Origin of the sequence: Mycobacterium sp. (assembly GCF_965230835.1) — a bacterium.
Classification (GTDB): Bacteria; Actinomycetota; Actinomycetes; order Mycobacteriales; family Mycobacteriaceae; genus Mycobacterium.
Window position 1 is genome coordinate 534,876 of record NZ_CBDDLW010000002.1, and the last position, 22,670, is coordinate 557,545.

A 22,670-nucleotide genomic window follows, 5' to 3' on the forward strand; every position below is an offset into this window, starting at 1 on the left:
GAAATTCTGCATGATTCCACCCCTTAGCGAAGTAGCTGTTGCGGGCGCCAGCTGAGCGGTGGCAGCGGCGCATTCACTTGCAGGATGCTACGCGGAGCCGCCTATGCCCATCGGCAATGGGCGAAAAATCATGAGCTGCAGCGCGCGACGGTCCACAACCCGTGCACCGTTCGGTTGGCTTATTTCTAGCACCGATCATCTATGGAACGCTGTGGCCAAACGCTAGGATTAAACGATGCGAATCCGCCCTATGGGACTACTAGCGTTACCACTGGCGATGCTCGTTTACTGCTCTGCCGGCACCGCAACGGCAGCACCATCGGAGGCCGAGTCGGCTGCTGAGTCGGTCCGCGCGGACATACCCGAAGTGACGCAAATCGTCGAACTCACCGAGGAAAACGACCCGAACAACCTGATCGGGCGACCAAACGGTTACGTTGCTGCCGCTGTGCTTTTCGATTCGCGAGTGAACTGCGAGTCCCCAGGAGTGAGATGCGGTGCGACTATTGAGCAATGGCCAGATCAGGCTGCAGCACAGAATCGCGCCGACTACATCCAGTCGCACCTGAAGTCGGCGTCGATGCTGCTCAAAGAGTGGACCACGGTAAAAGGGCAACTGTTGTTGAGAGTCTCAGGCGGCCTAACACCCTCTGCCGCCAAGGACTACGAAACGGCTTTTAACAACACCTAGCGGGCGCCCGTCTCGTAGCACCCACCGATTTCCACAGCCAGAGCACGCTCGGCGCAACGAAGCCACGCCTGGCCATTACAATGCGTTGCCCAGCAGAGAACGGCTCGATACGCATTGTTGCAGAGCATGTTCGAGGCACGGAGAGGTTTCTTGGCCGACCCCGGCAACCATGCCCAGGCCAGCCGTTTCCGGCCCGCTGCCTCAGCTAAACAGGGGCGCACCCGGCGTTGTGGGGTTTGCCGCTGGCTGATCACCCTTGTGCAAATGTGCGCCCAGCACCTTCCACAGTTCTTCTGCTCTGGCCCGAGTCAGGAAAAATGATCCACGCAGGGCCACCGGTAGCTTGCCGCCGCAGTCTTCGAGCTGGCGCCTGGCTTCGCCGGGCGAAGCCCAGGCCGGCGGGCCGAGGTGGCCCAATAACAGATACATGCCCTGCCGGCTGGGTTCGGCATCCAACAAGATAGCGGCGTGAGTGACCACTTGCGCATCCTGGGTGGCTTGGGGCGGCCACACCAACTCGATGTTTACTTGCTCATTCGTCGGAGCACTTGCGTTTACCTGCGGATTCAGAGGCGCGCTGGTGTGGTCGTCCGTCATAGCTCACATAGTGCCAGAAAGTCCGTCCGCCGTTAGGTTTTCCCATCACACGAAATTTGCGGGATTTCTCCCGCCCACCGATCGGTCTTTTGCGCACTGCCCCTCTGGCGGGGACGTCCGGGCTGTCCCGCCGCGGGCCACGGATTTCGAATGGTCACTCGCCAACGCGCGACACGACGTCGAGGCGGCACGCGCATGACGCACGAATCGGTACGTCGGCGCGCGCCGCTGCCAGCGCGAGCTGGCGCCCGATGATCGTGGCCTCGGCGGTACGACCAAGTCGCCGCAAGCACTCGTGATACCCGTGCAGGCTCCACACGTTCCCCGGATGCTGACAAGGCCGTGCCAAAGTCGCGTCCAGTCCGAGATCCGCGGCGTACACGGCGGCGGCTTCGTCGACGCGACCCTGTTCGAGCAGCAGTGCTCCATAGGCGTGCCGGGTGGGCTGCATCCAGCCCCATGGCTCGTCGTAGGGCAATGCGTCGTCGAGCTCGACGGCGCGCCGCAGCAGGCCGAACGCGTCGTCGAAACGTGCTTCGCGGTAAGCGATCTCGCCGTCGAGCATGGCAGCGGCTACCGCGAGGACGTCTCGGCAGGTGTTGTTGAACAGGTAGCGGGAGGCCGGTATACGGCTATACGCCTCGGTAAACGCGGCGCGCGCGGTGCGTGCCTGCGTAAGCTGTCCGGTGGCTGCCAACGCGATACCGCGCCCGTAATGAATCGTTGCCGTAGTGGCGCAGTAGAGGTCAGGGTCATTCGGCAAGCGTTGGGCAATTAGCTCGTCCCACCGACCAAAACGCACCAACGCATGGGTCCGCAACGGCACAAACGCCTCAAGCCAGTCGGCCATCGGAGGTGATTCGATCGACAACACCTCGGCGGTCAACTCGGCGGCAAGCTCGTCGGCAGCCTGCAACGCGACCTCCGACTTCCCCTCGAACATTGCCGAATACACGATGAAATGCAGATCGTGCGCACGGTAGAGCGAGTAGAAGTTCAATGGGCCCTCGCGACGTACGAAGCGCCGATCTGCCTGCACCGCAGCAACATTTGCCGTTACCGAGCTGCGATAGTCACCGCACAACACGTCGATATGGCTCGGCATGTGCTGCAGGTGCCCAGCATCAGGAACCAAACCGCGCAACAGGTCTGCTGCCGGCAAAGCGTCCTCCGGAGTCGCCGACATCTCCATGGTGTGCACATATAGATGCAGGATTCCTGGATGCTGGCGACCCGCCGGCACAGCGAGCGCGTCGTCGAGGATACGTTTGGCTTCGACTACCCGTGAGCCGGCGGCGGGTTCGCCCGTGGCGGTGTCCCACAGCGCCCACGCTGTGACGTTGACCAGTGCGTCGGCAGCGAGTGCTTGCACGTCGATGTCACTCAGATAAACCGCAGCCAGCGCCGCCATTGCGTCGGCATACGCAGCCAGACCCGATTGCAGCGCGTCACTATCGTTGGGGTCGTCGGTGGGAAAGCGGGCCCGCAGCGCGGCGATGAGATCTCGCTCGACGGGTCCAGCCCGTCCGTGGGCGGCCAGCTCTAGTTCCCTGCGCGCACGGCCCAACGACGAAGACCGGTCGCTCGGGTCGAATGCCTCCCACGTCTTGTTGTAGTTGGGCCCGACTGAATATGCGATTCCCCACCGGGCGATAGCCAGCGCCGGATCGAAGTCCAGGGCGCGTTCGAAACAGCGGATCGCCTCTTCATGATTGAACGCGTACGCCCACACGAGGCCGCGGTCAAACCAGATCTGCGCTTGCGCAGACTCGGTTTCGATTGGCCGGTGGAAGGACCCGAGATCGAAGTACTGGTCGCCGGCCGCCATGACTCGCACCATAGTCGGCGCGCCTCGGGAACGAATCGACCCCGACGGGGAATCCGAGAACGCCTCGGACGTCCCCGACGTCCCGGTGTTTCCTACAGTTCGGCCAATACCAGCTGGGCTAGCCGCCGGTGGGCTTGTCTGAGGCCCCCGCGCCGCTCGAAAGCGCTGTAGGGCAGTACGCGGTCGCCGCGATCGCGGTGAACTTGGCAGCACTGTTGCCGTGCAGACCAGGATTGCCCTTTTGGACGACCGTGACGACGTCGGCCGTGTGCTTACCCTGGGAAACCAGTTTGCACACCGATTTACCGGCCGCTATCGCCAGATTCGCATCTTGATAGGTCAAACCAGCTTGCCGCAGTGCATCGAGAAATTGCTGATCAATCGTGTCGGCATGCGCCGGTGCGGCCATTCCGATCGCGGCGGCCGCGCCTATCGCCGTCAGTAGAAATCTCATGATCGACTGATCGTCGCAGAGCAGTGGCAGGTGCGCACCCCGTGCAAACGCCGTCACGCAGATGTTCACCGTCGCGTAACACTGATCTGATGCGGCATAGGCGCGTTCCGCCCCGCAACTGGCGGCTGAGCGGTAACCCCTCCCCTTCGCCCCAGCAGGTGTGCGATCATGCGAAGGTCCCCGACAAGGGAATCCAGGAGGCAAAATGCACCGCCGGCTGGTCGTCCTGACCACCCTGCTCGTCGTTGCAGCGGGCCTTTTTGCGGTGGGGCGTGCCGCTCCACTGGCTTGGGCCGGCGACGCCCCAATCGGTCACATCGGCGACACACTGCGCGTCAACACCGGCAGCTACGTCGCCGACGTCACCGTCAGCGACGTGGTACCAGTTCCCCCACCGCCAGGATTCGGCTATAACCGCAGCGGCGTTCCGATCAAGAGTTTTCCCGGCAGCACGGTCACTCGCGCCGAGGTGACCATCCGAGCAATCCAGGTGCCCAACTCCTTCATCATGGCGAAATACTTCAGCTTCAACGGCGTGACACCGTTCGCGGACGCCTACAAGCCACGGCCCTCCGACGCCCCCGACGCACTGGACACTGCCTTGGCGAATGCCCCACAGGGCGCGACCGTTCGCGGCGGGGTGTATTGGGAGGCATACCGCGACCCCGTCTCCACTGTCGTGCTGCTGGACAGGAAAACGGGCCAGCACCTCGCGCAGTGGAACCTGTGACTTGACCATAAAGATCGCCACGACAACCTCCGTCGATCCCAACGAGCTGGCCGCTGTCGCCGCACGCACCTTTCCGTTGGCGTGCCCGCCGTGGGTGCCCGCGGAGAACATCACGTCGTTCATCGACACGCAGCTATCGGCGGCCCGCTTTGCCGAATTTCTGAACGATCCGCAACGCGCGATCCTCACCGCCCAGCGTGACGGCCAAATCGTCGGATACGCCATGCTCATTCACGGTATTTCCGACGACACAGACGTCCAGGAAGCGGTCACCGTGCGACCCGCCGCCCAGTTGAACAAGCTGTACCTGCTGCCGGATCTTCACGGCCAAGGCGCTTCGACGACGTTGATGGACTCGGCGTTGGCTGTCGCTGCCGATTGGGGCGTCCGCTGCGTGTGGCTAGGCGTCAGTCAGGTAAATGTGCGCGCACAACGCTTCTACACCAGGTGCGGCTTCGAAACCAGCGGGACCAGGACGTTTCGACTCGGCTCCCATCGCGAGAACGACTACGTGATGGTCCGCCCGGTCAGCGGGCGGTAAGCGCCACCAGCCGCGATGTCGCGCGCAGATATTTCTTGCGATAGCCGCCGGCCAGCATCTCGTCGCTGAATATCGTGTCCAGCTTGGCTCCAGAGGCTGTCACGGGCACGCCGGCGTCATACAAACGATCGGCGAGGGCCACGAGCCGCAACGCAACGTTTTGGTCGTCGATGCGACGCACACCGGTCAGAAACACTGCCGTCACACCCTCGATCAACGTCAGATACCGCGACGGATGCATGCTGGCCAAGTGCGCACACAGCGCGTCAAAGTCGTCGAGGGTCGCGCCGTCGACAACTTCAGCGCGGGCGACGACTTCCTCATCCCGCAATGGGCCAGGCGCCGGCCGCAGGTCACGGTGCCGGTAGTCTGCTCCTTCTATCCGCACGGTGGTGAAAATGCCTGCCAGCGTGTTGATCTCCCGCAGAAAGTCCCGAGCGGCAAACCGCCCTTCACCAAGCTGCTCGGGCAGGGTGTTGGAGGTGGCAGCCACCGACACGCCCCGCTCGACCAGCGACGAAAGCAGTCGTGTGATCAGCGTGGTGTTTCCCGGATCGTCTAGCTCGAACTCGTCGATGCATACCGCCACGTAGTCGGCGAGCAACTCAACGCATTCAGCAAAGCCGAACACTCCCGCTAGCTGCGTCAGCTCCCCGAATGTCGCGAATGCTTTAGGGCATCCGCGCGCGGCAGGCCCGGATTCGGGCAGCTGGTAGAAGGCCGACGCCAGCAAATGAGTCTTGCCGACACCGAACCCGCCGTCGAGGTATAGGCCGACGCCGGGCAATACCGCCCGCTTGCCGAACAGTCTCTTGCGCCCCGCCCGCCGCGCGACGGCCTGAACACAGAACTCCTGGCTGGCCACCACCGCCGCGGCTTGTGTCGGTTCTGCCGGGTCGGGCCGATACGTCGCGAAGCGCACCTTGGCAAAGGTTGGCGGCGGCCGCAATTGAGCGATCAAGCGCTCGGGCGACGCAGCCGGATACCGATCCACCAGACGGTGCACCCGGCCGCAAGCCTCCGCCGAGGTGGACCCGTGCATCCTGGCACTGTAGCCACGTGCTGCAATCGAACCCATGCCCGACTCTGAGGCCGGTACCGGCGCGGGCCGTGCCACCGAGGCGCACCTGACGCTCCTGGGACCGCAACGTGTCCTCGACGACCGCGAACTCACCGAGTTCTATCGCTACCCGCCCGACCTAAACCGCGCGTGGTTGCGGGCAAATTTCATCGCCAGCCTCGACGGGGGCGCTACCGCAGAAAACACGAGCGGCGCCATGGCCGGACCCGGCGACCGAGCGGTGTTCAACCTGCTGCGTGAACTCGCCGATGTGATCGTCGTTGGCGCCGGCACCGTGCGCGTCGAGGGATATTCCGGGGCACACATTGCAGTTGCCCAACGCCAACAGCGGCAGGCGCGGGGCCAGAGCGAAGTCCCGCAACTGGCGGTCGTGACAAAGTCGGGGCGCCTCGACCGGAATATGGCAGTGTTTACCCGAACAGAGGTGCCGCCGCTGGTGATCACCTGCGCGGCGGCCGTCAGACAAGCCAAAGACCAGCTCGCGGACTTGGCTGAAGTGGTCGCCTGCTCCGGCGACGATCCCGGTGAGATCGACCAGGCCGCGCTGCTGGCACGCCTCGCCGGGCGCGGTATGCGCCGCATTCTGACTGAAGGTGGGCCAATGCTGCTCGGCGCGTTCCTTGAGCGCAGCCTGCTCGACGAGCTGTGTCTGACGATCGCGCCAATGATCGTCGGCGGCGCGGCCCGCCGCATCGCGACGGGCTCCGGCCAACTGCTGACGCGGATGCGCTGTGCCCATGTGCTCACTGATGAAGCCGGCTACCTATACACCCGCTACATCAAGTGCAGCAACGCCGACGCGATTCCCAGCGTGGGTTGAGCTGGAGGCACCCTCTCGGTTGCGGAACAGAGCTGGGCGCTCAGGCCCACCACGGCGCGGATGGCTACTGTGGTCGGCATGAGTCGGCACATGAGGTCCGCCACGATGTTGGTCGCGGCGACTTTGTCGACAACCACAGTCCTGACCGGGTGCGTCCCCTCCTTCGGCGCGGACCCCCGTTTTGCCACCGACTCCGGCGCCCGGCCACAAGGTGCGGCCGCCACAACACCAACGCCTAGCGGCCCACCGCCGATCGCCGCACCCAAGAACGACTTGTCGTGGCAAAACTGCACGTCACGGGTGTATGCGGACGCCGCAATCCCGCCCGCGCCCGGCATAACGTTGGATTGCGCCAGCTTCGACTCCGACCTCGACCCGGTCAACGGTGGGGCGGGCATGGTGACTATCGGTGTGGTGCGCGCTCGCTCCAGCCAAACCCCCACCGATTCAGGACCCCTCGTTTTCACCACCGGCTCCGACATCTCGTCATCGACCCAGTTGCCGCTATGGCTCTCGCACGGGGGCACCGACCTGCTCCGGGACCACCCGATTGTCGCGATTGACCGGCGCGGCATGGGCATGTCGAGTCCTCTTGACTGTCGTGACCTTTTTGACCGCGACGAGATGCGAGATCAAGCGCAGTTCCAGGCCGGCGACGACCCGGTGGCCAACCTTTCCGAAATCTCGAATACCGCCACCGTTGACTGCACAGACACCATCGCGCCGGGCAGCTCCGCCTACAACAACGCGCACGCCGCCTCGGATATCGAGCGACTGCGCAAGCTCTGGGACGTACCCACAGTCGCGCTTATCGGAATTGGCAACGGCGCTCAAGTGGCTCTTGCCTACGCCGGATCACGCCCCGACAAAGTCGCCAGACTCATCCTCGACTCTCCACTTGCATTGGGGGCCAGCGCCGAATCCGCCGCCGAGCAGCAGGTCAAAGGCCAGCAAGCGGCACTCGACGCGTTCGCCGCACAATGCGTCGCAGTAAATTGCGCATTGGGCGCCGACCCCAAAAAGGCGGTCAGCGAGCTGCTCTCGGATGCCCGCTCCGGCGGCGGGCCCGCCGGAGCATCGGTTGCGTCGATCGCCAACGCCATCATCACCGCCTTGGGCTTCCCCACCGGCGGCCGCGTCAACAACACCACAGACCTGGCCAACGCACTGGCGGCCGCGCGCTCCGGTGACACTAACCTGCTGTCGAACTTGATTAACCGGACCGATGCCATCCGGGACTCCGATGGCCAGTTCGTCAACTCATGCAGCGACGCGCTCAACCGCCCTACTCCTGACCGGGTGCGCGAGCTGGTGGTCGCCTGGGGGAAGCTCTACCCCGAGTTCGGCACGGTTGCCGCGCTCAACTTGATCGAATGCGTGCACTGGCCCAGCAGTTCACGACCGCAACTGCCCGAAAACCTGAAGATCAACGTTTTGTTGCTGGGCGTGCAGAACGATCCGATCGCCGGCTCCGAAGGGGTCGCGGCCACAGCAGCCACCGTGATCAACGCCAACGCCGCCAGCAAAAGAGTGATGTGGCAGGGCATCGGCCACGGCGCCAGCATTTATTCGGCCTGCACGGTACCGCCGATCATCGAATATCTAAACACCGCCAAACTTCCCGACACCGACACGTACTGCCCGGCCTGATATTTCGGGTCCGAGCCGCCGGGTTCAACGTCCCGGTGTACGGTGCGCTGGTGACGGAATCAGAGTCGACCAGCACCGGCCTGCGTGATTCCCTATTGGCCACGTTCCGTCCCCGCACCAGCGCACCGAGCGCGGCGACGATCTTGCGGTCGGTGTTGTGGCCAGCAGCCATTTTTTCGGTGATTCACCGCAGCATTGTTCTGACAACCAACGGCAACATCACCGACGATTTCAAGCCCGTCTATCGGGCGGTGCTGAACTTCCGTCTGGGCTGGGAAATCTACAACGAGCACTTCGACTATGTCGACCCGCACTACTTGTATCCGCCCGGCGGAACCCTGCTGATGGCACCGTTCGGGTATCTACCTTTTGCTCCGTCGCGCTACCTGTTCATCTTGATCAACCTGGTGGCCATCCTGATCGCCGCCTACTTGTTGTTGCGGATGTTCAAATACACGTTGACCTCGGTGGCCGCTCCTGCCCTACTGCTGGCCATGTTCGCTACCGAGACTGTGACCAACACATTGGTGTTCACCAACATCAACGGCTGCATCTTGCTGCTGGAAGTGCTGTTCCTGCGGTGGCTGCTCGACGGCCGAGTCGGCCGTCAATGGTGGGCCGGCGTCGCGATCGGGGTGACGCTGGCGCTCAAACCGCTGCTCGGTCCACTGCTCTTGCTGCCGCTGCTGAATCGCCAATGGCGGGCGCTGGTGACGGCCACCGCGGTCCCCTTAGCTATCAACATTGCAGCGTTACCGCTGATCAACCGCCCGATGGATTTCTTCACCCGCACGCTGCCCTACATTCTGGGGACCCGTGACTACTTCAACAGCTCGATCCTGGGCAATGGCGTCTACTTCGGCCTGCCCACCTGGCTGATCCTTTTCCTACGGATCCTGTTCACCGGGATCGCGATCGCCAGCATGTGGCTGCTGTATCGCTACTACCGCACCCGGGATCCGTTGTTCTGGTTCACCACCTCGGCGGGGGTTCTTCTGCTGTGGTCGTGGCTGGCGCTGTCGCTCGCCCAGGGTTACTACTCGATGATGCTGTTCCCGTTCCTGATGACGATCGTGCTGCCGAACTCAACGATTCGTAATTGGCCGGCATGGCTGGGGATCTACGGCTTCATGACGCTGGACCGCTGGCTGCTCTTCAATTGGATGAGGTATGGCCGCGCACTGGAATACCTCAAGATCACCTACGGCTGGTCGCTGCTACTGATCGTCGTGTTCACCGTGCTCTACTTCCGCTACCTGGACGCAAAGGCGGAGAACCGGCTGGAAAGCGGCATTGACCCAGCGTGGCTGACGACTGCGCGTGTCCGCGCTAGCCTGGACCAATGAGCCGCGCCGGCGATGATGCAGCGATATGCGATGAGAAGGAGCGGCGCCAAATGACTTCCGAGATCAGCGACTCGTCAGGTCCACGCTTGCAACTAACCGATGACCAGTGGCGTCAGAGACTGAACTCACAGGAGTTCAAAGTGTTGCGCCGCTCGGGCACCGAACGGCCCTTCACCGGTGAGTACACCGACACCAAAACGCAGGGCATCTACCAGTGTCGGGCCTGCAACGCTGAGTTGTTCGGCAGCACCGAGAAGTTCGAGTCGCATTGCGGCTGGCCGTCGTTCTTCGACCCAACGACGTCTGAGGCGGTCATTCTGCGTCCCGACCACTCACTGGGTCAGGCCCGCACCGAGGTGTTGTGCGCAAACTGCCACAGCCACCTGGGCCATGTGTTCGCCGGCGAGGGGTACCCCACGCCGACCGACTTGCGTTACTGCATCAACTCGATCTCGCTGCGCCTCGTCCCAGTGCATTCATAGCGGCAGCCACCCCGCAGCATCAGCCTCACGCTGCGGGTCGGCTCCGCCACACAACGACGACACCCAGCCAGCTAGAACGTGCGCGCAATGATCTCTTTCATGATCTCGTTGGTGCCGGCGTAGATCTTCTGTACTCGGTTGTCCACCCACATGCGCGAGATCGGGTACTCGGTCATGTAGCCGTAGCCCCCGTGCAGCTGGAGGCACTCGTCAAGAACCGCCATCGCCCGCTCGGTGGTCCACCACTTGGCCATCGCCACCGTCGGCACGTCAAGTTGGCCTTTGATGTGCTGTTCGATGCAGTAGTCGATGAAAACCCGACCGATTTTGGTGTCGGTGGCAACCTCGGCGAGGGTGAATTTGGTGTTCTGAAACGAAATGATCGGCTTACCGAAGGCGTGGCGCTCCTTGGTGTACTGCAACGTAGCCTCCAGCGCGGCTTCCATCAAGGCTACTGAGCCGACTCCGATGATCAGCCGTTCCTGCGGCAGCTGCTGCATCAGTTGAACGAAGCCCTGACCTTCGGCTGCACCGAGCAGGTTCGACGCTGGCACTCGAACATCCTCGAAGAACAGCTCTGAAGTGTCCTGCCCGCGCTGACCGATCTTGTCGAGCACGCGTCCGCGACGGAAGCCCTCCCGATCTCCCTCCACCAGAAACAGGGAGATGCCCGCGGACTCGTCCGCGCCGCGAGTCTGGGCCGCTACGACCACGAGGTCGGCTTGAGCGCCATTGGTGATGAAGGTCTTCGATCCGTTGATGACGTACTCATCACCCTCGCGTGCCGCGCGGGTCTTGATGCCCTGTAGATCCGAGCCGGTGCCCGGTTCCGTCATCGCGATCGCCCCGACTGTCTCACCAGAGGCCATCCGCGGCAGCCAAGCCTGCTTCTGCGCTTCGGTTCCGTAGGCCAGCAGATATGGCGCGACGATGCCGCTGTGCAGCGGCGCGCCCCACGAACAGTCCCCGATCCGGGACTGCTCCTCGATCAGGACCGCTTCATGAGCGAACGTCCCGCCCCCACCCCCGTACTCCTCGGGGATCGATGTGCACAAAAGACCCAGTTCGCCGGCCTCGTTCCACAGGTCCCGGTCCACATGGTGTTGTTCGATGAACTTATCCATGTTGGGTTTGATCTGGTTCTCGAAGAATGCGCGTGCCAAGTCACGGACCGCGTCGAGATCGGAATCTAGCCATGGAGAGCGGTATTGAGTCACGTTCCGTTTGGCCCTTCGTCGTTGTGCGCTCTGGCCGTGCTCGGTGGCGTCGACCATCGACATCCCACACGGCGATACAGTTTGTATCACGCGGTTACAGTCGATACAAGGTGTATCGGCGTAGTGACTGGGTAGGGTGGGTCGGTGGGCATCACCGGGACCGTTAACGGCGGCGACACCGCCGCGGCCCGACGCGAACAAATCCTGGTTGCCGCCCGCGCGGTGATCGAGGAGCACGGGCCGGGAGCGCTCACCGGGCAAATCGCCGACCGCGCCGGTCTGGCTCGACCAAACTTCTATCGACATTTCCCCAGCAAAGAAGCCCTCGATCTGGCCCTCGCGCGGCAGGCCTACCACGAGCTGCGGGCGGCAATCCGCGCCCGCTTCGATATCAGCGGCACCCCCCTCGATGCCATCCGCGCCCCCATTTACGCCCAGGTCGCATGGGCGGAGGAACACCCCAACCTCTACCGGTTTCTCGTCAGCCGCGGACACCACCAGACCACCAAGCGGCCCCATGCAGCGCGTAGCGCCTTCGCCGCCGAACTCGCCGCTGCGGCCGCCCGATACGTCGAGAGCTTCGGCAACGAACCCAAGGCCGCCGAGGCGACAATGGCAGGCATCCTCGGCCTCGTAGACGCCTCCGTGCTGTGGTGGCTCGACCACGGCGCAGGCACCCGCGAACAGCTCGTCGACACCCTCACCGACCAAACCTGGCTGATCATCAACCAGCATCTCCGCGTCATGGGCGTTGAGGTCGACCCCAGCGCCCCCCTACCCGCCAGCGCCCTTACGCTGCGAGGCCTTCCAGCAACGTTCAATGACGGCGCGGCCGACTAGCACTAGCGCCCTTCCGGTCGAAGCGCGACACACTTCACCTGTGCCGTTCAAGCTGCCACTTCCGCCTCAAGAAGCCGTCGGCCGACCGCAACCGAGCCGACTTCACAATTTCGCGAATGACGTCAGATCTTTCCCGTCAAAGTACGTGACGAAATATTGAAGCAGCGCAATCTCACGTGCTGACAGTTTCTTTCCGAACAGCTAACGCACGTGTCAAATACTTATGAGAATCGCGCAACGCGTAGTAAGCCATTCGCAAAAGAACGGACACTGAACGTGAACAAACGTCGCAGTCTAACCGAACTAGATGAAACGACACCCTAAAGCTTGTGAACATTGACAAATATCACAATTCGACCGCTGGGATTTCACCAGGAAGCCAAGGTAAAAGATACCCGAAAACGGCTCTTGCCAGGGGAAACGATCGCGGAGAATACGGCCATCGAGTCGTGTTAGCCGGCGCGAGATGCCACCGAGCGCGAGTAGCGCGGCGCCGCCGAAGTCAACGCTCTTACGATTCATCGACCGGTCTAGTTTACGCATATTTGCCGATGTTCTTCCGCCCCGCGGAAGCGCAAGCTTTAAGCATGAATTCTTGGACCGCTAGCACCGCGGACAACCAGGATCAGGTGACGAACCACGACCAGCTCGCCGTTAGGACACGACAGGAAACTGCGGCCCGTCCGCCCGCAGAGCCGAACTACGACAGGCCGGCTGCCGAGGTATCCGCTTCAGCCGATGACGCTGCTCGCCATGACGTAGATGACTGTGCCGGTATCGGCTGCGAAATGGACGAGCTGGAGGAATTGGCACAACTCACGCAAACTCACCTTGATGAAGCGCGCAAAATAATCCTGGAAGCGGGTGCAGGCGCCGAAGCCGACGTCGACGCTGCCTGGCTGGCGAGATTGCTGCTACAAAAAGGAGCGGCTGAAGCCCCAACGGATAGCTCCGAGGAAGACCTATTACGGCGGGAAGAGGTCGCCCAAGAAATAGTCGACACGACGAGAAGAGCGGTCAACGACCTGGATGCGATCAGCCGCGACATGGCACGATTCCGCGAACAAATGCGTCAGGGGAAAGACCAGTCCAGCTGAGGTCGCGTGCAGCTCCGGGGCGAATCCGCGCCAAAGCGGACGCCTGATCATCGAACACGCCAGCGCGACCCGTGATGCCCCGCTAGTGAAGCGGCGGCAACTCAATCAAGCCGCGTGGCGTGAACTTCCCAGAACGGCACTGACGCTATGCCGTTGACCAGCCACGGTTCGATAATCCGGAAGCGTTCCAACACGGCCTGGATCTGGTCGGCCATATCGGGGTATCGCGCCGCCATCGCATCCAAATTTCCTACACTCGTCGTGGTGCGATAGGTAGTCGGGCCCAAGTAGGTGATGTCCCACCCGCCGTCGGGAAGAACAAGCCGGAAGTCGTCCTCGGAAAGCGAACGTATGGCGTTGACGCCGTTGACGTTGTGCGTACCGAATTCGAACATGTACAGCCGCGCTCCGGGCTTCGTCGCTCGGTGTAAGGCCTGCACATACGACTTCTGCAACTGAGGTTCGCTGCTGAAGGTGTGGTAGAAAGCGCAGTCGACGACAGTGTCGAAGCGGTTGTCGAGCCCATCCAACTTTGTCGCATCGGCCAGCTGGAAATCAACCGAGACTCCCGCCTTCTGCGCGTTCTCCCGGGCACGCTCGATCGCCGCCGCCGATCCGTCGATGCCGGTGACCGAGTAGCCCTTGGACGCGAAATAGATGGCGTGGTGCCCTGGGCCGGTGCCAGGGTCGAGCACTTCGCCCTTGATGGCGCCCAATGCCACCAGCTGCTGGACCACCGGCTGCGGACCACCAATATCCCATGGCGTGGCGGCGGGCAGGCCGTGCGCCACACCGTCGTCTCGGTACATGTCCTCGAAACGGGTGGGATCGTTCGGATCCGGTTGGGTCATGTGCACTCCTCTTTCTCAGGGTTAGGGCAACGAGTTCACCAATTGCTCCACCGGCACTCGCGGCCCGGTAAAAAACGGCGTCTCCTCGCGGGTATGGCGTCGGGCATCGGTGGCACGCAGGTCCCGCATCAGGTCGACGATGCGGTCCAGTTCAGGTGCTTCGAAAGCCAGGATCCATTCATAGTCGCCGAGAGCGAACGCCGGAACCGTGTTGGCCCGCACGTCCTTGTATCCGCGGGCAGCCATGCCATGCTCGGCGAGCATGCGGCGGCGTTCATCGTCGGGCAGCAGATACCACTCATAGGACCGAACGAACGGATACACGCAGATGTAAGCGCCTGGTTCCTCACCGGCGAGAAATGCCGGGATATGGCTCTTGTTGAACTCTGCCGGGCGGTGCAAACCGACGCTGCTCCACACCGGGGTGCAAACCCGTCCCAGCGTGGTGAGCCGCCGGAAATCGGCGTAGGTGGCTTGGAGTGCTTCGACTCGTTCGGCGTGAGTCCAAATCATGAAGTCCGCATCTGCCCGCAAGCCCGCGACATCGTAAAGGCCGCGGACCACAACGCCACGCTCCTCTTGCTGCTTGAAGAACGTGGCTGTCTCGTCGATGACGTGTTCCCTGCCCTCCGCTCGCCCGTGACTGAGCTCTCCGGGACGCACCGAGAACACCGAGAACATCAAGTAACGCAGCATCGAGTTCAAGGCGTCATAGTCAAGGCGAGGCATGGCTCTATGGTGCCAGTTGCGTTTTCGCCGCCTCGATGTCCCCGATCACGCGGCTCACCGCCCGATCGGCCGCCGCGACACACGCGGGCACTCCGATACCTTCGAGGAAGTTGCCCGCCACGGCCAGGGTCGGCGGCAGGCCGGCGTGGATCTCGGCCACGAGATCCGCGTGACCAGGACCGTACTGCGGCATCGCATCGATCCAGCGCTGCACACGAACATCGATCGGGTCGACGGCCAGACCGAATACGGCCGCCAGGTCGGTCACCGCCCAGGCCCGCAATTCGTCGTCGGAGACACTCACCGCCAGGTCGCTCGGAACATCACCGAAGCGCCCGAAAGACAATCGCAGCAGCTGCGTGTCACCCCGCAGGGCCCACTTGCGAGAAGACAAGGTGATCGCCTTGGCATGCGTGCGCTCACCACTGGCCACCAGCACGCCCGAGCACTGCGGAAACGGCGTATCACCAGCTACCGCGAGACCGACCACCGCCGACGAGGCGCTCACGATCTGGTTCGCCGCAGCGCCAGTGCGAGGGGCCACAGCGGGTGAGCCGCCTGCACCATCTACCCCGCCGACCAATCGCGCTAGCCGGGCGGCCGGGATCGCCAGGATCACCGCATCGGCATACCAGCGAGCACCACGATCGTCGGTCAGCGTCCATCCGGGTTCGGCGCACTCGAGCGTCTCCACAGCCGACGGCACCCACCGCGTGCGGCTGCGGCCGACAAGCTCGTCGACCAGTACTTGATATCCGCCGGCCAGCGCTCCGAATACGGGTGCACCGGTATTCTCGGGCAAACCTTGCCGGACCGCATCGATCAAGCTGGGTGCACCCCGGTCGAGGGCTGCAGCGACACTCGGAGCGGCCGCGCGGAGCCCGATCGTCGCCGCCGATCCGGCATATACACCGCCAAGCAGCGGGTCCACCGAGCAGGATACGACCTGCTCACCGAAGCGATCAGTGACCAAGTCGGCCACTGCTGGGTCGCTACCCGTCTGCCAGCGCAGCGGGCGAGCGGCTTCACCGTCGATGCGCGCGACAGTGGCGTCATCGACCAGGCCAGCCAGAGACGCCGCCGCGGAAGGGATCCCGGTCACGGTATCGGTGGGCAGTGGGTGCAGCCGTTGCCGGCTATAGATCAGCGGCCTGACCCCACTGGTGGCCAGTTGGCGCTCCGACAGGCCCAAATCGTCCAGCAGCGCCGGCACCTCCGGCCTGCGTAGCACGAACGCCTCGGCGCCCAGGTCCATCAGCTGACCGCCGACCCACTCGGTGCGCAACACTCCCCCCAGCCGGTCAGCCGGATCGAACAACGTAATGGTCGCATCTTCTCCGGCGGCAACCCGCAACCGGTACGCCGCAGCCAAACCAGAGATTCCGCCGCCTACAACGCAATACGACGCTGCGCCAGGTTCCCGGCCCGGCCCGGGGCCGGGCCGGGAACCTTCGTCGCCAAAACTCATAGCGAATGAACCAGCGACACAAGGTCGGTCAGCACAGCGGGATCGGTCTCGGGAAGCACCCCGTGACCGAGATTAAAAACATGGCCAGCCGCACCCGCGTCGACAGCACGACGCCCGTCGTCGACAACGGCCCGCGCAGCACGCTCGACGACTGGCCAGCCCGCCAAGACAACGACCGGATCCAGGTTGCCCTGCAACGCCGTGCCCGCGTGCACCCTGCCGGCCGCATCGGTCAGTGCAGTCCGCCAATCCACGCCTACGACAGTCGCTTTTGCGGGCTGGTCGCCGGACTGGACAGCTTCCGACATCGCGCCCAGCAGCTCTGCGGTCCCGACCCCGAAGTGCGTCATCGGTATGCCGTGGCCGGCCAGCGTGCCGAACACCCGCGCGCTGTGCGGCAGCACGTAGTGACGATAGTCAGCCAGCGACAGCGTCCCCGCCCACGAGTCGAACACCTGGATGGCATCGACTCCTGCATCTATTTGGCCCTGAAGAAACGCGATGGTGAGGTCGGTTAGTTTCGTCATCAAAGCGTGCCAACTCGCCGGCTCGGCCAGCATCATCGCTTTGGTGCGGGCATGATGGCGGCTTGGTCCGCCCTCGACCAGATAGGACGCCAACGTGAACGGCGCTCCAGCGAATCCGATCAGTGGAACATCGCCCAGCGCGGCGACCAACAGCGAAACTGCCTCGAATATGGGCTGGATTGCTTGTGAGTCAAGGGGCCTCATAGATTCGATATCGGCGGCGGTACGCACTGGGTCTGCGATGACCGGTCCAACGTCGGCGACGATGTCCACACCAATTCCAGCGGCGCGCAGGGGCACGACGATGTCAGAAAATAGGATTGCGGCATCGACGTCGTAGCGGCGCACCGGCTGCAGGGTGATCTCACAAGCCACCTCAGGTTCGAAACAGGCCGCCAGCATGCTGCGCTGTTCGCGCAAGGCCCGATACTCGGGCAGCGAGCGGCCGGCCTGCCGCATAAACCACACCGGCACGCGGCCGGGCTTGCGGCCAGCAACCGCGGCCAGATACGGCGACTGCGGAAGTTCACGACGGGTACTCATTGGTCTCAATGCTGCCACGGCCGTGCCCGGGGCCCCCGCGCGCTTGCGGCACCGGTGCGGGTCGATCCCGGGCGAAAGACGTCGCCGAACGTCGCTGCGTAGCATCGACCGTTGCTGAACACACGTCACCAGCGACCATCAGGAGCGCCGATGCCAGCCAGTTACGACGATTTTCCCAGCCTCCGCTGCGAACTCAGCGCCAACGGCGTGTTGAATCTGATTCTGGACGCGCCCGGACTGAACTCAGTCAGCCCACAAATGCACCGGGATCTGGCCGACATCTGGCCGACGATAGATCGCGATCCCGCGGTGCGTGTGGTCCTGGTCCGCGGTGCGGGCACCGCGTTTTCTTCCGGCGGCAGCTTCGATCTGATCGCCGAAACAATCGGCGACTACCAAGGCCGGCTCCGAATCATGCGCGAAGCCCGCGATTTGGTACTCAACATGGTCAATTTCGACAAACCAGTAATTTCGGCGATCCGGGGTCCCGCGGTTGGCGCGGGCCTGGTCGTCGCGCTACTCGCCGATATTTCCGTGGCGGGGCGAACCGCGAAAATCATCGACGGGCACACCAAACTCGGCGTAGCCGCAGGAGACCACGCGGCCATTTGCTGGCCACTACTGGTTGGCATGGCCAAGGCGAAGTATTACCTGCTCACCTGCGAGCCCCTGGCTGGTGAGGAAGCCGAACGCATCGGCCTAGTCTCCACCTGCGTCGAGGACGACGACGTGGAGCCAACCGCGACCCGTCTGGCCAACAATTTGGCGCACGGTGCTCAAAACGCGATCCGCTGGACCAAGCGCAGCCTGAATCACTGGTACCGCCTATTTGGGCCCACCTTTGAAACGTCACTCGGCCTCGAATTTATCGGTTTCAGCGGCCCGGACGTCCGCGAGGGACTTGCCGCGCACCGGGAGAAGCGACCCGCGCAATTCGACGCCGGATTTGCCGCAGGCGGCAGTGGCGCCGATGGGCCCTAGTCGCACGACACGGCGCGCCTGTTTACCGGCATTGGGCGAAAGGTCTACCGTCCAATGTTGTGACTTCAGCCGAACCCGCGCCGTTCCGCAAGGCGGTAGCGGCAATGAAAGCGGTCAACGTCCGGCCGGAGATAGAGCTCGGCCCCATCCGGCCTCCGCAACGGCTAGCACCTTTCAGCTACGCCCTGGGAGCCGAGGTCAAGCATCCCGAAGTCGACATCGTCCCGGAAAGATCCGAAGATGACGCATTCGGCCGGCTGATCCTCTTGTACGACCCGGACGGCTCCGAAGCTTGGGACGGAACGATCCGCCTGGTCGCCTACATCCAAGCTGACCTGGACTCGCACGAAGCCATCGATCCCCTGCTGCCAGAGGTGGCATGGAGCTGGCTGGTCGACGCTCTTCAAACGCGCACCGGGCAGTTAACCGCCCTAGGCGGCACAGTTACCGCCACCACATCGGTGCGATACGGCGACATCTCCGGCCCGCCGCGCGCCCACCAGCTGGAGCTCCGGGCGTCGTGGACGGCGACCACACCAGAGGTAGACACCCATGTCGAGGCGTTCTGCGATGTCCTCGAACACGCCGCGGGCTTGCCGCCGGTCGGAGTCACCGACCTCGGCGCCCGGTCACGTGCCTAATATATTTTCTGAGATGTCGACCTCGGAGGATGTTCAACCGCCCATCGACGAAACCGACCCCACCCCGCTGCTCCACCCAGTCAGCGGGGTTCCGGACCTCTGCGTGACTGTCGACCAGATCGCAGCGGCCGCAGAACTCCTCGACCGTGGGCATGGACCATTTGCCATGGACGCCGAACGGGCGTCTGGATTCCGGTATTCCAACCGTGCCTATCTGATCCAAATCCGACGGGCCGGCGCCGGCACGGTGCTTATCGACCCAGTAAGCCACGGCGGCGACTCGGTGACCGTGCTGCGACCAGTCGCCGAGGTGCTCAACAACGGCGAGTGGATTCTGCACTCTGCAGATCAGGACCTGCCGTGTCTCGAGGAGATCGGCATGCGGCCTTCGGCCCTCTACGATACTGAGCTCGCCGGGCGGCTAGCCGGTTTCGAGCGGGTTAACCTGGCGGCCATGGTGCAACGACTGCTCGGTCTAGGCCTGGCCAAAGGCCACGGCGCAGCCGACTGGTCCAATCGCCCGTTGCCCACTGCTTGGCTCAACTACGCCGCCCTAGACGTGGAACTTCTCATCGAACTGCGCGCGGCGATCTCGGAGATTCTCGCCCACCAGGGCAAAACCAGCTGGGCTGCCCAAGAATTCGAACATCTGCGAACTGCCCTGCCGACGGCTTCCCGCCGGGACCGATGGCGGCGAACGTCGGGTATCCATAAGGTGCACGACCGGCGAGGCCTAGCCGCGATCCGCGAATTGTGGTCGGCGCGCGATCATATCGCCCAGCGTCGCGATATTGCGCCCCGTCGAATCCTGCCGGATTCGGCTATCGTCAACGCCGCCCTTGAGGACCCTAAGTCAGTCGACGACCTCGCCGCTTTGCCGGTATTCGGTGGGCGCAACCAGCGCCGCAACGCCGCGGCATGGCTGGCCGCGCTCCAGGCGGCGCGGGAAACCTCGGATCTGCCGGAAATGAACGAGCCGTCGAACGGGCCTCCCCCAGCAGCTCGGTGGAGCAAGCGGAAACCCGAGGCCGCTGCCCGGCTCGATGCGGCACGCGCGGGTCTGGCGGAGGTGTCCCAGCGCGTCGGAGTACCGACGGAGAACCTGGTCTCGCCTGACCTCGTGCGACGGCTTTGCTGGGATTGGGAAGATGCTTGCGCAGATGAAGCGGAGCCAGCCAAAACCATCGACGAATACCTACTCACCGGCCAAGCACGAGCCTGGCAGCGTGAACTCGTGGTGCCCATTCTGGCCGCGGCAGTGACCCGGGCCGTGGAGGCAAGCGCAGAAATCGACGACGGCGCCGACACATCCGAGTCAGCAGCACGTTAACCGCTAGTCGAGCTGCTCGCGGATCTCGTCTACTGCCTGGTTGTCCGATGCAGAAGCGCCCAGCGCAGCAATCCAGCCGGTGATGCGACGGGCCACGTCCTGGTCGGTAAGCCCCAGCTCGGCCAGCACCTCGCTTCGGGACGCGTGATCGCAGAACACCTGGGGCAGCCCGACGTCGCGGCACGCGACGTCGATCTCCGCGCGCCGCAATGCGGCCGACACCGCTGAACCCACACCACCATTGACCCCGTTGTCTTCCAGCGTGACGACCAGCTTGTGCTGCACAGCCAGCTCCAGAACACAATCGGACACCGGCAACACCCACCGGGGGTCGATCACCGTCACGCCGATCCCTTGATTGTGCAGCCGCTTGGCCACCGCCAACGCCATCGATGCGAAAGCGCCGACAGCGACCAGCAACACATCGCGCGTCAGCGCGCTGGCCGGCACCGCGATTACATCCACACCGGAACACCGCTGCAGCGCTGGAATATCTTCGCCTACATCGCCTCTCGGGAAGCGTATTGCTGTTGGCCCGTCGTCGACGGCGAGCGCCTCACCAAGTTCCTCACGCAGCCGGGTGGCGTCCCTGGGGGCGGCCACCCGAATACCGGGCACAATGCCCAACATTGACAAGTCCCATACACCGTTATGGCTGGCACCGTCTGGTCCGGTTATCCCGGCCCGATCAAGCACCATGGTGACCGGCAGCTTGTGTAGCGCCACATCCATCATGATCTGGTCGAAAGCCCGGTTGAGGAACGTCGAGTAGATCGCTACCACCGGGTGCATTCCACCCATCGCAAGCCCAGCCGCCGACGTCATCGCATGTTGTTCGGCGATGCCCACATCGAACAGCCGGTCCGGAAAGTGCTGCCCGAAGGCCGTCAACCCGGTAGGACCAGGCATGGCCGCGGTAATGGCCACGATGTCTCGCCGCTGTCGGCCATAGTCGACGAGCGCGTCGGAAAAAGTCGCCGTCCAGCCCAGACCCGCGGCCTTGGTGGCTTGCCCGGTGGCCGGGTCGATCGGAACCGTCGAGTGCATCTGCTCGGCTTCATCGGCTTCCGCCGGCGCGTAGCCCATCCCCTTCCGGGTAACGACATGAACGATCACTGGGGCGCCGAAGCCGCGGGCCCGGCGCAACGCGACCTCGACCGCCCGTTCGTCGTGGCCATCGACCGGTCCGACGTACTTCAGCCCGAGGTCAGTAAACAGCAGCTGCGGTGACAACGAGTCCTTCAGGCCGGCTTTCACGCTGTGCATGAAGTGATAGCAAACCTCCCCGATTAGCGGCACCGCACGCAGCGTGTCGCGGCCTTTCTCAAGGAATTGCTCGTAGCCCGGCTGCAAGCGCAACGTTGCCAAGTGGTCGGCTACACCGCCGATTGTCGGGGCGTAGCTGCGTCCGTTGTCGTTGACCACGATGACAACCGAACGGTGGGCGGCCGCGATATTGTTTAGCGCCTCCCAGCACATACCACCGGTCAGCGCACCGTCACCAACCACCGCCACGACGTGCCGGTTGCGGTGCCCGGCCAACTCGAATGCCTTGGCCAAGCCGTCCGCGTAGGACAAAGCAGCGCTGGCGTGGCTCGACTCCACCCAGTCGTGTTCACTTTCGGCGCGCGACGGATAGCCCGACAACCCACCCTTTTTTCGCAGGTTGTCGAACTCTTGGCAGCGTCCGGTCAGCATCTTGTGCACGTAGGCCTGGTGACCCGTATCGAAGATAATCGGGTCGTGTGGCGAATCGAACACTCGGTGCAGCGCCAACGTCAATTCGACGACACCCAGATTCGGCCCCAAATGCCCGCCTGTCGCGGCGACTTGATGGATCAGGAACTCGCGAATCTCACCAGCTAGATCCTTCAGCTGAGCTTGAGAAAGGTGCTGCAGATCAGCGGGGCCGCGGACCTGTTCGAGCATCCTGACAGTCTACGCAAGCACCGCAAGTCACCCGCTGGCAAACCACACCCAGGTAGCACGCACCTTTAGATATCTGCGCCGGTGACCGATGACTCGCAGGCGGATACAGGTAAACCTCATGCCGGCGGTTGGTCGCGCCGTCGACGAACTGAGCGACAAGAAAGTCTGCAACGTTACTTCCCGACCAGCCCTCCGCCATTCCGCATGGGCGACACCACCAGCGATGTCGTGGCGGTGATGTCACTCAATAGTCTTCGCGATCCATCTGTGCATGCATTATTTCGCGTTTCATTGAAC

Annotated in this window: 22 protein-coding genes; 12 read left to right on the plus strand and 10 right to left on the minus strand. The window is 63.4% G+C overall.

Translation table 11 applies throughout. From position 1 onward, the window contains the following. Positions 1 to 235 precede the first annotated feature (235 nt). The gene (locus ACO07W_RS02835; RefSeq protein WP_421840543.1) at positions 236 to 691 is read left to right on the plus strand and encodes a hypothetical protein; all 456 of its coding nucleotides are present in this window, start codon (positions 236 to 238) and stop codon (positions 689 to 691) included. Positions 692 to 892: 201 nt separating this feature from the next. On the opposite strand, the gene ACO07W_RS02840 is transcribed toward ACO07W_RS02835, so the two are convergent. The 3 genes from ACO07W_RS02840 to ACO07W_RS02850 form a co-directional block, all read right to left on the minus strand. Then, on the minus strand, positions 893 to 1,288 hold the full coding sequence (locus tag ACO07W_RS02840) for a hypothetical protein (protein ID WP_421840545.1): 396 nt from the start codon (positions 1,286 to 1,288) through the stop codon (positions 893 to 895). A 154-nt stretch (positions 1,289 to 1,442) separates the two neighbouring features. Further along, the gene (locus ACO07W_RS02845; protein WP_421840547.1) at positions 1,443 to 3,116 is read right to left on the minus strand and encodes a tetratricopeptide repeat protein; all 1,674 of its coding nucleotides are present in this window, start codon (positions 3,114 to 3,116) and stop codon (positions 1,443 to 1,445) included. Positions 3,117 to 3,234: 118 nt separating this feature from the next. Continuing rightward, the gene (locus tag ACO07W_RS02850; protein WP_421840549.1) at positions 3,235 to 3,639 is read right to left on the minus strand and encodes a DUF732 domain-containing protein; all 405 of its coding nucleotides are present in this window, start codon (positions 3,637 to 3,639) and stop codon (positions 3,235 to 3,237) included. 136 nt (positions 3,640 to 3,775) lie between these two features. Between ACO07W_RS02850 and ACO07W_RS02855 the strand changes: the two genes are divergently transcribed. Together ACO07W_RS02855 and ACO07W_RS02860 are read left to right on the plus strand one after the other, a co-directional pair. After that, on the plus strand, positions 3,776 to 4,300 hold the full coding sequence (locus ACO07W_RS02855; protein ID WP_421840551.1) for a hypothetical protein: 525 nt from the start codon (positions 3,776 to 3,778) through the stop codon (positions 4,298 to 4,300). Between the two features lie 7 nt (positions 4,301 to 4,307). Beyond that, on the plus strand, positions 4,308 to 4,841 hold the full coding sequence (locus tag ACO07W_RS02860; protein ID WP_421845781.1) for a GNAT family N-acetyltransferase: 534 nt from the start codon (positions 4,308 to 4,310) through the stop codon (positions 4,839 to 4,841). Here ACO07W_RS02860 and zapE read toward each other — a convergent pair. Continuing rightward, the gene (gene zapE, locus ACO07W_RS02865; RefSeq protein WP_421845782.1) at positions 4,828 to 5,919 is read right to left on the minus strand and encodes a cell division protein ZapE; all 1,092 of its coding nucleotides are present in this window, start codon (positions 5,917 to 5,919) and stop codon (positions 4,828 to 4,830) included. The genes ACO07W_RS02860 and zapE overlap by 14 nt on opposite strands. Between zapE and ACO07W_RS02870 the strand changes: the two genes are divergently transcribed. The 4 genes from ACO07W_RS02870 to msrB are packed head-to-tail and all read left to right on the plus strand — an operon-like array spanning position 5,918 to position 10,220. Continuing rightward, positions 5,918 to 6,742, plus strand: coding sequence for a pyrimidine reductase family protein (locus tag ACO07W_RS02870; protein WP_421840553.1), 825 nt, complete (start codon positions 5,918 to 5,920; stop codon positions 6,740 to 6,742). The two genes, zapE and ACO07W_RS02870, sit on opposite strands and share 2 nt — an antisense overlap. A gap of 60 nt (positions 6,743 to 6,802) precedes the next feature. Beyond that, positions 6,803 to 8,392 carry an alpha/beta hydrolase gene (locus ACO07W_RS02875; protein ID WP_421840555.1) on the plus strand — a complete coding sequence of 530 codons (1,590 nt, stop codon included), beginning with the start codon at positions 6,803 to 6,805 and terminating at the stop codon, positions 8,390 to 8,392. A gap of 35 nt (positions 8,393 to 8,427) precedes the next feature. Next, positions 8,428 to 9,738 (plus strand): arabinofuranan 3-O-arabinosyltransferase, encoded by a 1,311-nt coding sequence (aftC, locus tag ACO07W_RS02880; protein WP_421840557.1) that lies wholly within the window; start codon positions 8,428 to 8,430, stop codon positions 9,736 to 9,738. Positions 9,739 to 9,788: 50 nt separating this feature from the next. Next, complete coding sequence (msrB, locus tag ACO07W_RS02885; RefSeq protein WP_421840559.1) at positions 9,789 to 10,220, plus strand: peptide-methionine (R)-S-oxide reductase MsrB; 432 nt, start codon at positions 9,789 to 9,791, stop codon at positions 10,218 to 10,220. A 71-nt stretch (positions 10,221 to 10,291) separates the two neighbouring features. Here the strand turns inward: msrB and ACO07W_RS02890 are convergent, their stop codons facing one another. Continuing rightward, complete coding sequence (locus ACO07W_RS02890) at positions 10,292 to 11,437, minus strand: acyl-CoA dehydrogenase family protein (RefSeq protein ID WP_421845783.1); 1,146 nt, start codon at positions 11,435 to 11,437, stop codon at positions 10,292 to 10,294. Positions 11,438 to 11,581: 144 nt separating this feature from the next. Between ACO07W_RS02890 and ACO07W_RS02895 the strand changes: the two genes are divergently transcribed. Together ACO07W_RS02895 and ACO07W_RS02900 are read left to right on the plus strand one after the other, a co-directional pair. Beyond that, positions 11,582 to 12,277, plus strand: a complete 696-nt coding sequence (locus ACO07W_RS02895) for a TetR/AcrR family transcriptional regulator (RefSeq protein WP_421840561.1) — start codon at positions 11,582 to 11,584, stop codon at positions 12,275 to 12,277. Between the two features lie 587 nt (positions 12,278 to 12,864). After that, positions 12,865 to 13,374 (plus strand): hypothetical protein, encoded by a 510-nt coding sequence (locus ACO07W_RS02900; protein WP_421840563.1) that lies wholly within the window; start codon positions 12,865 to 12,867, stop codon positions 13,372 to 13,374. 101 nt (positions 13,375 to 13,475) lie between these two features. Here the strand turns inward: ACO07W_RS02900 and ACO07W_RS02905 are convergent, their stop codons facing one another. Genes ACO07W_RS02905 through hemE form a run of 4 tightly spaced genes read right to left on the minus strand, consistent with a single transcriptional unit; the run spans position 13,476 to position 17,492 of the window. Further along, a complete protein-coding gene (locus ACO07W_RS02905) occupies positions 13,476 to 14,225 on the minus strand; it encodes a class I SAM-dependent methyltransferase (protein ID WP_421840565.1) in 750 nt (249 codons plus the stop codon). A gap of 21 nt (positions 14,226 to 14,246) precedes the next feature. Beyond that, on the minus strand, positions 14,247 to 14,954 hold the full coding sequence (hemQ, locus tag ACO07W_RS02910; protein ID WP_421840567.1) for a hydrogen peroxide-dependent heme synthase: 708 nt from the start codon (positions 14,952 to 14,954) through the stop codon (positions 14,247 to 14,249). A gap of 4 nt (positions 14,955 to 14,958) precedes the next feature. Continuing rightward, on the minus strand, positions 14,959 to 16,422 hold the full coding sequence (locus tag ACO07W_RS02915; protein ID WP_421840569.1) for a protoporphyrinogen oxidase: 1,464 nt from the start codon (positions 16,420 to 16,422) through the stop codon (positions 14,959 to 14,961). Then, positions 16,419 to 17,492: a uroporphyrinogen decarboxylase gene (gene hemE, locus ACO07W_RS02920; RefSeq protein WP_421840571.1), complete on the minus strand. Its 1,074-nt coding sequence runs from the start codon at positions 17,490 to 17,492 to the stop codon at positions 16,419 to 16,421. The genes ACO07W_RS02915 and hemE overlap by 4 nt, the downstream gene beginning before the upstream one ends. A 150-nt stretch (positions 17,493 to 17,642) precedes the next feature. On the opposite strand from hemE, the gene ACO07W_RS02925 reads away from it, so the two are divergent. The 3 genes from ACO07W_RS02925 to ACO07W_RS02935 all read left to right on the plus strand — a co-directional run bounded on the left by ACO07W_RS02925 (position 17,643) and on the right by ACO07W_RS02935 (position 20,444). Continuing rightward, positions 17,643 to 18,473: an enoyl-CoA hydratase/isomerase family protein gene (locus ACO07W_RS02925; protein ID WP_421840573.1), complete on the plus strand. Its 831-nt coding sequence runs from the start codon at positions 17,643 to 17,645 to the stop codon at positions 18,471 to 18,473. Positions 18,474 to 18,577: 104 nt separating this feature from the next. Next, positions 18,578 to 19,114, plus strand: a complete 537-nt coding sequence (locus ACO07W_RS02930) for a DUF3000 domain-containing protein (RefSeq protein WP_421845784.1) — start codon at positions 18,578 to 18,580, stop codon at positions 19,112 to 19,114. Between the two features lie 13 nt (positions 19,115 to 19,127). Then, the gene (locus ACO07W_RS02935) at positions 19,128 to 20,444 is read left to right on the plus strand and encodes an HRDC domain-containing protein (protein WP_421840575.1); all 1,317 of its coding nucleotides are present in this window, start codon (positions 19,128 to 19,130) and stop codon (positions 20,442 to 20,444) included. A gap of 3 nt (positions 20,445 to 20,447) precedes the next feature. Here the strand turns inward: ACO07W_RS02935 and dxs are convergent, their stop codons facing one another. Next, positions 20,448 to 22,373: a 1-deoxy-D-xylulose-5-phosphate synthase gene (gene dxs / locus ACO07W_RS02940; protein ID WP_421840577.1), complete on the minus strand. Its 1,926-nt coding sequence runs from the start codon at positions 22,371 to 22,373 to the stop codon at positions 20,448 to 20,450. Positions 22,374 to 22,670 lie beyond the last annotated feature (297 nt).

Coding starts and splice junctions, on each gene's coding strand:
- ACO07W_RS02845 (WP_421840547.1), bottom strand. CDS start 3,116: ATGGCGGCCGGCGACCAGTACTTCGATCTCGGGTCCTTCCACCGGCCA.
- ACO07W_RS02840 (WP_421840545.1), bottom strand. CDS start 1,288: ATGACGGACGACCACACCAGCGCGCCTCTGAATCCGCAGGTAAACGCA.
- ACO07W_RS02915 (WP_421840569.1), bottom strand. CDS start 16,422: ATGAGTTTTGGCGACGAAGGTTCCCGGCCCGGCCCCGGGCCGGGCCGG.
- ACO07W_RS02925 (WP_421840573.1), top strand. CDS start 17,643: ATGCCAGCCAGTTACGACGATTTTCCCAGCCTCCGCTGCGAACTCAGC.
- hemE (WP_421840571.1), bottom strand. CDS start 17,492: ATGAGTACCCGTCGTGAACTTCCGCAGTCGCCGTATCTGGCCGCGGTT.
- ACO07W_RS02875 (WP_421840555.1), top strand. CDS start 6,803: ATGGCTACTGTGGTCGGCATGAGTCGGCACATGAGGTCCGCCACGATG.
- hemQ (WP_421840567.1), bottom strand. CDS start 14,954: ATGCCTCGCCTTGACTATGACGCCTTGAACTCGATGCTGCGTTACTTG.
- ACO07W_RS02900 (WP_421840563.1), top strand. CDS start 12,865: ATGAATTCTTGGACCGCTAGCACCGCGGACAACCAGGATCAGGTGACG.
- ACO07W_RS02870 (WP_421840553.1), top strand. CDS start 5,918: ATGCCCGACTCTGAGGCCGGTACCGGCGCGGGCCGTGCCACCGAGGCG.
- ACO07W_RS02930 (WP_421845784.1), top strand. CDS start 18,578: ATGAAAGCGGTCAACGTCCGGCCGGAGATAGAGCTCGGCCCCATCCGG.
- ACO07W_RS02935 (WP_421840575.1), top strand. CDS start 19,128: ATGTCGACCTCGGAGGATGTTCAACCGCCCATCGACGAAACCGACCCC.
- ACO07W_RS02855 (WP_421840551.1), top strand. CDS start 3,776: ATGCACCGCCGGCTGGTCGTCCTGACCACCCTGCTCGTCGTTGCAGCG.
- msrB (WP_421840559.1), top strand. CDS start 9,789: ATGACTTCCGAGATCAGCGACTCGTCAGGTCCACGCTTGCAACTAACC.
- zapE (WP_421845782.1), bottom strand. CDS start 5,919: ATGGGTTCGATTGCAGCACGTGGCTACAGTGCCAGGATGCACGGGTCC.
- ACO07W_RS02905 (WP_421840565.1), bottom strand. CDS start 14,225: ATGACCCAACCGGATCCGAACGATCCCACCCGTTTCGAGGACATGTAC.
- ACO07W_RS02835 (WP_421840543.1), top strand. CDS start 236: ATGCGAATCCGCCCTATGGGACTACTAGCGTTACCACTGGCGATGCTC.
- dxs (WP_421840577.1), bottom strand. CDS start 22,373: ATGCTCGAACAGGTCCGCGGCCCCGCTGATCTGCAGCACCTTTCTCAA.